This window comes from Uniformispora flossi, assembly GCF_049534875.1.
GTDB lineage: Bacteria > Actinomycetota > Actinomycetes > Streptomycetales > Streptomycetaceae > Yinghuangia > Yinghuangia aomiensis.
On the sequence record NZ_JBMULZ010000027.1, the window covers coordinates 56,337 to 68,369 of the forward strand.

Annotated in this window: 11 protein-coding genes and 1 tRNA gene; 5 read left to right on the top strand and 7 right to left on the bottom strand. The window is 72.7% G+C overall.

Annotated elements, in window-relative coordinates; all coding sequences use genetic code 11:
- Window positions 1-30 precede the first annotated feature (30 nt).
- Together ACPA54_RS35925 and ACPA54_RS35930 are read left to right on the top strand one after the other, a co-directional pair.
- Window positions 31-1,011: an aldo/keto reductase gene (locus ACPA54_RS35925; protein ID WP_423536290.1), complete on the top strand. Its 981-nt coding sequence runs from the start codon at window positions 31-33 to the stop codon at window positions 1,009-1,011.
- Window positions 1,012-1,139: 128 nt separating this feature from the next.
- Window positions 1,140-4,316, top strand: coding sequence for an AAA family ATPase (locus ACPA54_RS35930; protein ID WP_423536291.1), 3,177 nt, complete (start codon window positions 1,140-1,142; stop codon window positions 4,314-4,316).
- A gap of 25 nt (window positions 4,317-4,341) precedes the next feature.
- On the opposite strand, the gene ACPA54_RS35935 is transcribed toward ACPA54_RS35930, so the two are convergent.
- A complete protein-coding gene (locus ACPA54_RS35935) occupies window positions 4,342-4,977 on the bottom strand; it encodes a hypothetical protein (RefSeq protein WP_423536293.1) in 636 nt (211 codons plus the stop codon).
- Between the two features lie 124 nt (window positions 4,978-5,101).
- Here ACPA54_RS35935 and ACPA54_RS35940 point away from each other — a divergent pair, with 124 nt between their 5' ends.
- Window positions 5,102-5,287 carry a DUF5703 family protein gene (locus ACPA54_RS35940; RefSeq protein WP_345674998.1) on the top strand — a complete coding sequence of 62 codons (186 nt, stop codon included), beginning with the start codon at window positions 5,102-5,104 and terminating at the stop codon, window positions 5,285-5,287.
- A 108-nt stretch (window positions 5,288-5,395) separates the two neighbouring features.
- Here ACPA54_RS35940 and ACPA54_RS35945 read toward each other — a convergent pair whose 3' ends face one another.
- The 3 genes from ACPA54_RS35945 to ACPA54_RS35955 all read right to left on the bottom strand — a co-directional run bounded on the left by ACPA54_RS35945 (window position 5,396) and on the right by ACPA54_RS35955 (window position 8,176).
- Window positions 5,396-6,169 carry a chaplin gene (locus tag ACPA54_RS35945; protein WP_423536295.1) on the bottom strand — a complete coding sequence of 258 codons (774 nt, stop codon included), beginning with the start codon at window positions 6,167-6,169 and terminating at the stop codon, window positions 5,396-5,398.
- Window positions 6,170-6,460: 291 nt separating this feature from the next.
- On the bottom strand, window positions 6,461-6,700 hold the full coding sequence (locus ACPA54_RS35950; protein ID WP_345675000.1) for a chaplin: 240 nt from the start codon (window positions 6,698-6,700) through the stop codon (window positions 6,461-6,463).
- 141 nt (window positions 6,701-6,841) lie between these two features.
- The gene (locus ACPA54_RS35955) at window positions 6,842-8,176 is read right to left on the bottom strand and encodes a M20/M25/M40 family metallo-hydrolase (RefSeq protein ID WP_423536298.1); all 1,335 of its coding nucleotides are present in this window, start codon (window positions 8,174-8,176) and stop codon (window positions 6,842-6,844) included.
- A 198-nt stretch (window positions 8,177-8,374) separates the two neighbouring features.
- On the opposite strand from ACPA54_RS35955, the gene ACPA54_RS35960 reads away from it, so the two are divergent.
- Together ACPA54_RS35960 and ACPA54_RS35965 are read left to right on the top strand one after the other, a co-directional pair.
- Window positions 8,375-8,461: transfer RNA gene (locus tag ACPA54_RS35960), tRNA-Leu, on the top strand.
- 653 nt (window positions 8,462-9,114) lie between these two features.
- Window positions 9,115-9,456 (top strand): MerR family transcriptional regulator, encoded by a 342-nt coding sequence (locus ACPA54_RS35965; RefSeq protein WP_345675002.1) that lies wholly within the window; start codon window positions 9,115-9,117, stop codon window positions 9,454-9,456.
- A gap of 112 nt (window positions 9,457-9,568) precedes the next feature.
- Here the strand turns inward: ACPA54_RS35965 and ACPA54_RS35970 are convergent, their stop codons facing one another.
- The 3 genes from ACPA54_RS35970 to ACPA54_RS35980 all read right to left on the bottom strand — a co-directional run bounded on the left by ACPA54_RS35970 (window position 9,569) and on the right by ACPA54_RS35980 (window position 11,902).
- Complete coding sequence (locus ACPA54_RS35970; protein WP_423536300.1) at window positions 9,569-9,877, bottom strand: SCO5918 family protein; 309 nt, start codon at window positions 9,875-9,877, stop codon at window positions 9,569-9,571.
- 112 nt (window positions 9,878-9,989) lie between these two features.
- Window positions 9,990-11,510, bottom strand: coding sequence for a DEAD/DEAH box helicase (locus tag ACPA54_RS35975; protein ID WP_423536302.1), 1,521 nt, complete (start codon window positions 11,508-11,510; stop codon window positions 9,990-9,992).
- A 188-nt stretch (window positions 11,511-11,698) separates the two neighbouring features.
- On the bottom strand, window positions 11,699-11,902 hold the full coding sequence (locus tag ACPA54_RS35980; RefSeq protein ID WP_329421944.1) for a cold-shock protein: 204 nt from the start codon (window positions 11,900-11,902) through the stop codon (window positions 11,699-11,701).
- Window positions 11,903-12,033: the final 131 nt, after the last annotated feature.

The following is a 12,033-nucleotide window of genomic DNA, read 5'->3' on the forward strand; positions in this document are numbered from 1 at the left end:
CGTACCCCGGAGCGGCTAGTCTCCCGATCCATGGAGCAGCGACATCTGGGCCGTACCGGGCTGCGGGTCTCCCGTACTGGCCTCGGCACGATGACCTGGGGGCGGGACACCGACGAGCAGGACGCCGCCGACCAGATGAAGGCGTTCCTGGACGCCGGCGGGAACCTCGTCGACACCGCCGACGTCTACGCGGACGGCGAAGCCGAATACCTGCTCGGCCGGCTCCTCGACGGGTACGTGCCGCGCTCCGAGGTGATCATCGCCACCAAGGCGGCCAGCGTGCCGTACACCGAGCGCCGCTTCGACGGTTCGCGCGCCCACCTGCTGCAAGCCCTCGACGCGTCGCTGGCCCGGCTGGGTACCGACCACGTCGACCTGTGGCAGCTGCACGCCTACGACCCGGCGACGCCGCTCGACGAGACCCTGCACGCGCTCGAACTCGCCGTGTCGTCGGGCCGGACGCGCTATGTCGGCGTCTCGAACTTCTGCGGCTGGCAGCTCGCCAAGGCCGCCGCGTGGCAACTCGCCGCGCCGGGCCGGGTGGTGATCGCGAGCGCGCAGATGGAGTACTCGCTGCTGCAGCGCGGCATCGAACGCGAAGTCCTGCCCGCGGCGCTCGACCTGGGCGTGGGGCTGCTGCCGTGGTCGCCGCTCGGGCGGGGTGTGCTGACGGGCAAGTACCGGCACGGGATGCCGGCCGACTCGCGGGGCGCGTCGGCCGACATGGGCCCGTTCGTCGCCGCGTACCTGGACGCCGACTCGCGTCGCATCGTCGACGCGCTGGCCACCGCCGCGGACGGGTTGGGCGCGGCGCCCATCGAGGTCGCGCTGTCGTGGGTACGGGACCGGCCGGGCGTGGTCGCGCCGATCGTCGGGGCCCGGAACGCCGGTCAGTTGCGGGCGTCGCTGGCGGCGGAGCAGCTGACCTTGCCAACGGAGATCCGCGCGGCGCTGGACGACGTGTCGGCGCCGTGGACGGGGTATCCGGACCACGACTGGAGTCAGGCGTAAAGGCGGCGGCTGCCGGGGCTGCGGTGGGCCGCGTCGTCGGCCCGGTTGTCGGTGGGCGCCACTAACCTGGGCGGCGCGGACGGCATTCCGGCCGCGGTCCTGTCGACGTGATGATCGAGAAGACGAGCATGAGCACCCGGTCGAACACCCCAGATCCCGCGGCCGACCACCCGGAGGCCGAGGGCACGCTTGCCCGACTCCGCGCCGCCGTGGCGGCGATCGACCGCAAGTACGCGGACGACCCGGAGGGCTCGGCGGCCCGGTACGACGCGTCGGCCGCGGTGGCGCCGGAGCCGTCGGAGACCGCCGACCCGGCGTCGGCCGGATGGTCGAACCCGGCCGCGACGATCGCGGACCCGCGCGTCCCGACCTTCGGCGGGGGCACATCCACGCCGTCGGACGCTTCGGGCTGGGCGAACCCGGTCACGTCGCTGGACGCACCGCCGCCGCGGTTCGCGTCCGAGGAGGCTCCGACTCCCGGCAACGGCTCGGGCTGGGCCGATCCGGCCTCGCAGATCGCGGACCGGTCGCGTGAGGCGGCCGCGGAGGCGGAGGAGGCCGCCGCGCTCCGGGAGGCCCGCCTCGCCGAGGCGGCCGCACGGGCACGCGGGCTCGAAGCCGGCGCGGCCGAGCAGGCCGGCCACGGCGGAGCCGCCGAGGACGCCCGCCGGTTCGAAGCCGCGGAGGCCCGGCGCGCGGAAGCCGCGGCGGAAGCCCGCCGCCGTGACGTCGCCGCGGAGAACCGCAGCGCGCCGCCCGCCGGCCGCGCCCCCGCACCCCATTCCCCGACCCCCGTCGGCGCCCCGCTCGGCGACGAAGACGACTGGTCGGACCCCGCCACGCAGATTGCCGACCGCTCGCGCGAGAACGCCGCCGAAGCCGCGGAAGCCGCAGCGGCCGAGGAAACCCGTCGGGACGAAGCCCGGCGCCGCCGAACTGCCGTCGACGCACCGCCGACGACCCGCAGCGCCGCGCCCCGCACCACCGTCGGCGACCCGGGGGACTGGGCGGACCCCGCGACACAAATCGCCGACCGCTCCCGCGAAGACGCCGCCCAGGCCGCCGAAGCTGCTGCGGCCGAGGACACCCGGCGTGCGGAGGCTGCGGCCGAAGCGCGCCGTCGTGACGCCGGTGTCGCCGCGGAAAACCCCGGCGCGCCGTCCGTACCGCACTCCCCCACCCCGGTCGGCGCCCCGCTCGGCGACGAAGACGACTGGTCGGACCCCGCCACGCAGATCGCCGACCGCTCGCGCGAAGACGCCGCCGAAGCCGACGAGGCCGTGCAGCGTCGTCGGGCAGCTGCCGAAGCACCGTCGTCGCCGCGCGTCGCCGCGCCGCGCGCGCCCGCCGATTCCGCCGACGGCGACGAAAACGACTGGTCCGACCCGGCCGCACAGATCGCCGACCGCTCGCGCGAAGACGCCGCGGAAGCCGCCGATGCGCGCCACCATCGCGACGACGCCCCTGCCCCCGGCGCCCCGCGACGTTCCGCCGACCCCGGCGACCGGCCTCCCGCTGCCCCCTCCCCCGAAGCCGTCGAAGCCGTCTCCGCCGTCCTCGCGCGCGGCGGTGCGCCGGGCCGGTTCGCCGGCAGTCTGGTGCGTGCCCTGGGGGCCCATGCCGCCGACGTGCTCGGCCAGGACCCGTGGGCCCTGCTGTCCGTCCCCGAACTCACCCCCGCGCAGGCCGACTTGTTCGCCCGCGGGCTGCTCGGGCAGGAGCCCGATCCGGACGACCCACGGCGGACCGGCGCGCTCGTCGGCTGGCGACTGCGGCACGCGGCCGCGCGGGACGGGCACACCGCCCTCGACCGGCACGTCCTCCGGACCGTGCTCGGCGAGTTCGGCGTGCGCGACGCCGACGCCGCGTTGCGGGCCGCGTACGAGTCCGGGCGCGTCATGGCCTTCGCCGAACCGCTGCCGCCCGCACCCGAGCCCGACCCCGGCCTCGCCCCCGAGAACGACGAAGAAGCCTTCGACGACGACGAAGCCTTCGACGTCGAAGAAGACGAAGCCGCCGAAGACCCCTTCGCCGCCGCGCCCGAGCGCGCCGTCCTCGTCGCCCTGGAGCCCCTCGCGCTCGCCGAGGAGTCCATCGCCGAGGCCGTGCTGCGGTTGAACTCGACCGTCGCGCCCGCCGATTTCGCGACGTCGGGGCTGCCCGCCGACGCCGGGGTCGTGCTGTACGCCACCGGCCCCGGCGAAGACCCGCCCGGCGTGCCGCTGGCGCTCGTCCGGCAGGCCGCGGACGCCGGGGCCCGAGTCGTGGTCGCCGCGCCGACGCCGGACGGCCGCGGCCGGCTCGCCGCCGCCGGGCCGCCGGACGCCGTGACCGTGGCCGGGCTGCTGCGCGGAGCCGAGGGGCCCGGGCGCGACGCCGACGGCTGCCTCGCCGCGGACGTCCTGCTCGTCGCCGAAGCCCACCTGCTGGACGTGCGGACCGCCGCCGCCCTCCTCGACGCGCTCCCCGACGGCGCCCGCGTCGTCCTGGCCGGCGACCCCGACGAGCTGGGGTCGGCCGGTCCCGGGCGGGTGTTCGCCGACCTGCGGGACAGCGGCGCGGTCCCGACCGTGGCATCCGACGCCTCCCGTCCCGGGTTGCTCGGGACGCTCGCGCAGAGCGTGCGCGGCGGTGTCCTGCCGCCCGTCGACTCGCCCGACCGCGAGGTGGTGCTGGTCGGCGCGCGGGCCGCCGCCGAAGCCGTGCACCGGTGCGTGCAGCTCGTCGCCGACTCGATCCCGCGGGCGCTGGGCTTCGCCCCGGACGACGTCCTCGTGGTCGCCCCCTCCGCGGCCGGCCCCACCGGCACCCTGGCGCTCAACACCGCCCTCAAAGAACGACTGAACCCGGGGCCGGGCCGCTTCGGCGGCTTCGACGTCGGCGACCGCGTCGTGCACGCCGTCCCGACCGCCGCCGACCCCGACGGCCGCGCCGCCGTGGCGCGCGAAGGCCGGATTGTGGACGCCGGGCCGGACGGCCTCGTGCTGGCGTACCGCGAAGCCCCGGGCACGCGCGTCCCGCTGCCCCGCGAGCGGACCGGCGAGCTGCGGCACGGCTGGGCGGTGACGGTGCGTCAGGCCCTCGGGGTGCGGCGGACCGCGGTGGTCGCGGTGCTGCCCGGCGAGGCCGCAGGCCCGCTGCCCCGGGCGCTGGTGTACACGGCGTTCACGCGCGCGACCGAGCACCTGTCCGTGGTGTACGCCGCCGACGGCTCGCTCCAGCAGGCCGTCGCCCGGCGGGCCGGTCCGCCGCCGCGCACCACGCGGCTCGCCGACGCGGTCCGGGCCGCGGTACGCGACTACTGACCGGTCGTCGGCGCCGCGCGCCGGGTCAGCGGAAGTCCTCTTCCAAGGCCTCGATGTCGTCCTCGTACGCCGTGCTGGTCTCGAACCGGTAGATCACGGCGTGCGGATCGATGTCGTCGAACGGCGCGTCGAGCCACTCGCCCGGCTCGCCGGGTTCGGTGGCGCTGACCCACAGCGTCGCGTCGCCGGACTCCAGGCCGATCTCCTCGGCCCGCTGGGCGATCTCGTCCGGGTCGAACACGTCGAAGAGCACGGCGAGCGCCGCGGACGTGGTCTCGATGGTGTCGACCGCGCCGTTCGTCCCCGGCTCGCCGGACTCGGCGTCCGCGCGGCGCGCCTGGTCGAGCAGCGCGGCGGCGTCCTTCACCATGTAGTCGCGGCGGATCAGGACGGCGATCGTGTCGGGGTTGTCCGGACCGTGGTAGTCGTCCGTCTGCGAACGGTCGGGCACCTCGAACGGGGTGACCTCGTCGTAGACGTCGTACAGCAGCTCGTCGTAAGCCTCCGCGGCGGCGGCAAGCTCGTCGTAGGCGGCGAACACGGCGGGGTCGCTTTCGCCCTCGCGCCGTTCCACGGCGTCCAGGTGGCGGTCGATGGCCGTCTTGAGCGCCGCGGCGGCGGCACGGACCTGCTCGGGCGTGGGCTGGGCAACACCGGTCATGGCATGACGCTATCCGCAAGTGGCCCGGTTGCGCACAATGGTTGTGAAGCCGGATGCCGCAGCGTTGCCGAATCCACGGTTCCGCAGTGGTCTGTTGACGGTTCGTACTATCTGGAGTGATCGATTGCCGGACTACGAATTCCAGCAACTGCACCTTCCGCGCGGCACGTCGCGCAGTGACGCACGACGCATCCTGACCGAGCACGCCGAGTACGGGCTGTGGGAATTGGACCGGTTGACGGTACGCCGGGACGGCAGCCGCCGGGTCGTGCTCCGCCGCCGGATCATCCGCCAGCTACGCACGATCTGAGACCGGAGTTCGGCGCGCCCGCACCGGGGCGTCCGAACTCGACGGCGAAGGCCGCCCACCCCCGATCGGGATGGGCGGCCTTCACTGTCTTGCGTGCCGTGCGCCCGGTCAGACCTGCTTCGGCCGGGACCGGCGGTACAGGATCACACCGCCGAGCAGGAACGCGACACCGGCCGGGGCGAGCACCATGGTCGCGGCACCGGTGTGCGCGAGTCCGCCCTTGGGCGTCTCGGAGCCCGTGGTGCCCGTCGTGCCCGTGGTGCCCGTGGTGCCCGTGGTGCCGGAGCCACCGGTGTTGCCACCGGTGTTCCCGCCCGAGTTGCCACCCGAGTTCCCACCGGTGTTGCCACCCGAGTTGCCACCCGAGTTCCCACCAGTGTTGCCACCCGAGTTACCACCCGAGCTCCCACCGGTGTGGCCGCCGGTGTTGCCACCCGAGTTGCCGCCGTTCGACCCGCCCGGGGGCGTGGTGTGCGGCGGCGGCGTGGTGTGCGGCGGGCCGCTGGTCGGCGGACCGCTCGTCGGCGGACCGCTGGTCGGCGGGCACGTCGTGGGCGGCGGGGGCGTCGTCGGCGGTTGCGTCGTCGGCGGGCGGTGCGTCGGCGGCGGCGAGTGCGGCGGCTGCTCGTGGCCGCCGGACACGTTTGCGCACTTGTTGCCGAACGCCGGGTTCAGCAGCCCGACGACGTTCACGGTGTTGCCGCAGATGTTCACCGGTACGTGGACCGGCACCTGCACGACATTGCCCGAAGCGACCCCCGGCGAGCCCACTGCGGCCCCCTGCGCACCGCTGCCGGCGTTGGCGACGCCGACGGCCGCGGACGCGAGAGCGCCCGTGGCCGCGACAGCAACCAACAGCCCCTTCTTGGCAAGCTGTTGCATAGGCGATACCCCTGTGTCTTCCGTGTGAGGGGCGGGACGTCGTGTCCCGCAACGGCATTAACAGGGTTCGGTCACGTCAAGTCACTGAAGAGGGCACGACCGGGAACATTTTTCCCCCGATCGGATGAGATTCGGGAATTCCGACGACCATCCGATTGGGCCGTTCGGGATCATCGCGAACCCCCCCCGGAACGCCGGACGGCCCCGGGGCTGCGAAGCCCCGGGGCCGTCCCGGATGCACCATCCGCGCCGATGCGCGGGCACGTGACAATCCGCGGGGCGCTGCCTGGATCAGACGTTGGCGCAGAAGTTGCCGAACGCGGGGTTCAGCACGCCGATCACGCTGACCGTGTTGCCGCAGATGTTCACGGGAACGTGGACCGGAACCTGGATGAGGTTGCCGGAGGCGACACCCGGCGAACCGACGGCCGCACCGTTGGCACCCGCGTCCGCCATCGCCGCACCCGTGCCCGCGAGCGCCAGACCACCGGTAGCGGTCGCGAGCAGCACGACCTTGCCGAGCTTCTTCATGTGTTTCAGTCCTCCTTGTCGGAACCACGGCGCACTTGGGCGCCGCACAAGGGGAAACGACACCGTCCTGCGGAGGCTACGGAGCGGACCGGCGATTCACCTGTTCGGGTCAATTCCGGGCCGATTTCGCGTCGACTTCGGTCAGCAAGCGTCCAGGAAACGGTCCAGAACGCGCACGCCGAACTTGAGCCCGTCCACCGGAACCCGCTCGTCCACGCCGTGGAACATGCCCGCGAAATCCAGGTCCGCGGGCAGCTTGAGCGGCGCGAAGCCGAAGCAGCGGATGCCCAGGTCGGCGAACGACTTGGCGTCCGTCCCGCCGGACAGGCAGTACGGCACGGCGCGCGCCGCCGGGTCCTCCGCCTTGAGCGCCGCGGCCATGGCCTCGACCAGCGCACCGTCGAAGTCGGTCTCCAACGCCCGGTCGCCGTGCACGCGCTCACGGCGCACGCGGGGGCCGAGGACGGCGTCGAGTTCGGCCTGGAACTCGTCCTCGAAGCCGGGCAGGAACCGCCCGTCGACGTGCGCTGTCGCCTGTCCGGGGATCACGTTGACCTTGTAGCCGGCGCCGAGCATGGTCGGCTGCGCGGTGTTCCGGATCGTCGCGCCGATGATGCGGGCGATCGGGCCGAGCCTCTCGATGGCGCCTTCGAGGTCGTCGGGGTCGAGTTCGATGCCGAGGGCGTCGGAGACCTCGTCGAGGAAGGCGCGGACGGTCTTGGTGAGGCGGATCGGGAACTGGTGCCGCCCGAGGCGCGCGACCGCTTCGGACAGCTCGGTGATCGCGTTGTCCTTGTTGATCATGGAGCCGTGCCCGGCGGTGCCGTCCACGACCAGCTTCATCCAGTCCATGCCCTTCTGGGCGGTCTCGATGAGGTAGAGGCGCAGGTCGTCGTTGACGGTGAAGGAGAAGCCGCCGACCTCGCCGATGGCCTCCGTGCAGCCTTCGAACAGGTCGGGGTGCTTGTCGACGAGGAACCGCGCCCCGTACGTGCCGCCGGCCTCCTCGTCGGCCAGGAACGCCAGCACCACGTCGCGCGGCGGCTTCCGCCCGGTGCGGATGCGGTCGCGGAGGACGGCCAGCACCATCGCGTCCATGTCCTTCATGTCGACCGCGCCGCGGCCCCACACGCAGCCGTCGGCGACCTCGCCGGAGAACGGGTCGTAGGACCAGTCCGCGGCGTTCGCCGGCACCACGTCCGTATGGCCGTGGATCAGCAGCCCCGGGCGGCTGCGGTCCTCGCCCTCGATCCGCACCACCGTGCTCGCCCGCCCCTTGGCCGACTCGAACACCTGCGGCTCCAGCCCGACCTCGGCCAGCTTCTCCGCCACCCACTCCGCCGCGGCGCGCTCCCCGGGCCCGGACCCGTCGCCGAAGTTGCTCGTGTCGATCCGGATCAGGTCCCGGCACAGCTCGGCAACCTCGCCCTCCGCCCCGGTCTCGCCCCGTCCACCGACACCGTCCCGGTCACTCATCGCCGCTCCGTAAGGTCATTTGTGCGAACTCGTCTCCCGGTCCATCCTGCACCCGGAGGCCCGCCTGGAGGGCGCCGCCCGCGTGACGAAAGCCCCGGCGCCGCGGCCCCGGGCTGCCGACCCGCTCCCCGACATCCCGCCCCCGCGATCTTTGGTACAGTTCTCCACGTCAGCGCGGCCCGCCGCGCGACACACCCAGTCCGGGTGGCGGAATAGGCAGACGCGCTAGCTTGAGGTGCTAGTGCCCGAAAGGGCATGGGGGTTCAAGTCCCCCCTCGGACACCACGAGATCTCCACATCGTGAGTATCGGGATCAATCCCGAAGCTCACGGTGTGGAGATTTTTTGCGTACGCGCACCCCGTGGTCTTTTGCCGGGTCGCTCCGCGCGTCGGCATGCAACGACCCGCACGCGCCGCCCGTCCGACACCGCCCGGGGATCACTGCGCGAGAAAAACTGTCACGGCGGTGATAGACATCCGCATATCCGGCAGCTACGGTTTCTGCTGTAGTCAAGAGTCCTACGGGCACGGCAGAGGACGAACTGTCGTGCGGGCAATGGTTCCGATCCACGTCGGGATCAGGCCGAACCGAGCAGTGGCAGTTCCCAGGTAAGTGCACGGCAGAGTGGAAAGGAGCGACCGCCATCTGGATCGCCCGCCGGGCCGACAGGCCCGCGGGAACCGCAGGCCCCGGATGGGAAGGTGGTCCACGGTCACGCAGTTGCGATCCCCGGTCCCCGGCCGCATAGGCGGGAACGGACGAAGAGACCCGGCGGCGTTCCGCCGGCAGATGGTGTGATGTCCCCTAGGGGCCCTGGTGCCGATCGGCGCCAGGGCCCCACGTCGCGTTTCCGAAACCCGCGGCGTGGAGGATGGTGATGTGCCCGCGGCGACACGCGGGCACGGCAGGACAACGATGAAAATGACGAAGAGGTGCAGTGGTTCCCCGTGACACCCCCGGTCGTCCCGACAAGTTCGACGACGACGACTACCCCGCCTACACCATGGGCCGTGCCGCCGAGATGATCGGCGCCACACCGGCGTTCCTGCGAGCCCTGGGCGAAGCCCGCCTGGTTACACCCCTGCGTTCCGAAGGCGGGCACCGGCGCTATTCCCGCTACCAACTGCGTATCGCCCAACGCGCCCGCGAACTCGTCGACCAGGGCACCCCCGTCGAGGCCGCCTGCCGCATCATCATTCTCGAAGACCAGCTTGAGGAAGCCCTGCGCATCAACGAGGAACTCCGCAAGGACGACCGCCGCGACCCGCCTGCTACGTGAGGGAGGCGCGCCGTGCCGACCCGGCGGCCGACGGCGGACCGCAGCCGCCGGGCAGACCGCCGGGGTCTGCGGGTCCGCGAACCCGCGGCACGCGTGCGGGTGCGGTTGCCGACTATGCCCCGGCGGACGTGCCGAGCAGTGCCGATGCGGCCTGGAGCGGGGTCAGCCCCTGCGTGGGTGCGGCGGCGCCGGTGTCCTGGCAGGTGAAGCCGAGCCGCGTCAACGCCCGGCGGACTTCCTCCGCGGTGAAGTCGCGGCGGTCCTGCCCGGTGATGACGGCGCCGACCTGCTTGACGGGGTAGTGGCGCCGGCTGATGAGCACGGAGCCGCCCGTGACGGGCTCGGGCTTGACGCCCTGCATGGCTGCCACCACCCCGGGCTTGGAGAGATCGAACGCGACACCGGCGATGACGCAGCGCATGAATACCTCACAGAAGGTAGGAAGGGCGGGCGGATTTCGGACGGGCGTAGACCCGAGGGTCCGGTCGAGGTCGACGACGTCCCACGACGGACGAGGTCCGTGGACGAGGGATTCAGCCGGCCTCGCGGGAAACGGCCTGCCGCGGAACGGGACGCCGCTTCCTCCGGCCGCTGCCCGTGTCCTTCGTGGTACGGCCCCCGTGACCCCGGGCCGGGGAACCCCCGCCGCGTCGAGGGCGTTCCACGGCGGGCGCGGAGACGGTGACCGGAACGCCGGAGGGTTCCCGCGCGCCGGTGATCCGGCGCAGTTCCTCGTCACCGGAACCCACCTTGGTGGTCCGGGCGGTGACACCGGCGGCCGCCATCAGCCGGCTCATGGCGCGGCGCTGGTCGGGTGTCACCAGAGTGACGACGCTGCCGGACTCGCCCGCCCGGGCCGTGCGACCGCCCCGGTGCAGGTAGTCCTTGTGGTCGCCGGGGGGGTCGACGTTCACGACCAGGTCGAGGTCGTCGACGTGGATCCCACGGGCCGCGACATTGGTGGCCACCAGTACCGTCACGTGACCGGACTTGAACTGCGCGAGGGTGCGGGTGCGTTGCGGCTGGGACTTGCCGCCGTGCAGGGCCGCGGCACGGATTCCGCTGCTCAGCAGGTGCCGGGTCAGCCGGTCGACGGCGTGCTTGGTGTCCAGGAACATGATCACCCGGCCTTCGCGCGCCGCGATCTCCGTGGCCGTCCGGTGCTTTTCCGTGTCACGGACATGGAAGACGTGGTGCTCCATCGTGGTGACCGCGGCTGCCGACGGATCGACGGAGTGCACCACCGGGTCGGTCAGATAGCGGCGCACCAGCCGGTCGACGTTGCGGTCCAGGGTGGCCGAGAACAGCATCCGCTGTCCCTGCGGGTGCACTTGGTCGAGCAGCGCGGTGACCTGCGGCAGGAACCCCATGTCGGCCATCTGGTCGGCCTCGTCGAGAACGGTGATGCGGACCTGGTCCAGCACGCAGTCGCCTCGTTCGATGAGGTCTTTGAGCCGGCCCGGAGTCGCGATGACGACCTCCGCCCCGGCACGCAGCGCACTGGCTTGCCTGCCGATCCGCAGTCCGCCTACGGCGGTGGCCAGGCGCAGCTTCACGGCGCCGGCGTAGGGAGCGAGCGCGTCGGTGACTTGCTGGGCGAGCTCACGTGTGGGGACGAGGACGAGGGCCAGCGGCCGTCGCGGCTCGGCGCGGGTTCCGGCCGTGCGTGCCAGGAGGGCGAGGCCGAAGGCAAGGGTCTTGCCCGACCCGGTGCGGCCGCGGCCGAGTACGTCACGGCCCGCGAGCGAATTCGGCAGGGTCGCGGCCTGGATCGGAAAGGGTTCGATCACGCCTTGGGTGTCCAGCGCCCGGAGAAGCTGTGCCGGCATCGCGAGGTCGGAGAACCGCTCGACGGCGGGAAGCGCGGCCGTTGCTGTCGTCGGCAGCGCGAACTCGCCGTGCCCCGCAGGCTGTCGGCGTCGGCGGTCGTCCGAGCGGCTCGGCATGTCGGAGCGGCGGGAGGATGCGGAGCCAGGGCGGTTGCCGCGTCGGCCTCCGGCCGCCCGGCCGGAACGCGGTCCGGTGGCGCCGGTGTCTTCTCGTGCGTGGTTCACGCGGAGCCTTCCTTGGTGCGGCGCGGCAAGGAATTCCCCCGAGCGGACGATTGCGCGGAGAATTACCGGAACGGGCCGAGGGAATTCGTGAGAGGCCGAAACGCCGCAACCGGCCGGACATCGAACCGAAGCGAGCCGGGGCCCGCACCCCAAGGTGCGGGCCCCGGCTGCACGTGTGCGCCCGGAGGTCAGGCGGAAACGATGTTCTCGGCCGTCGGGCCCTTCTGGCCCTGCGCGATGTCGAACGTCACCTTCTGGCCCTCCTGCAGCTCGCGGAAGCCCTGGGCGGCGATGTTCGAGAAGTGGGCGAAGACGTCGGGGCCGCCACCGTCCTGCTCGATGAAACCGAATCCCTTTTCCGCGTTGAACCACTTGACGGTACCGGAAGCCATGGCAAATCTCCTTCGGGGCAATGACCGGAATCCGCACCGTGCGAACTCCGCGTCGCCGCGATGATTACCCCGTCGGAAAACCGCCCGACATACAAACAACACTCTCGTCCTAACAACAACAGACGAGGCAT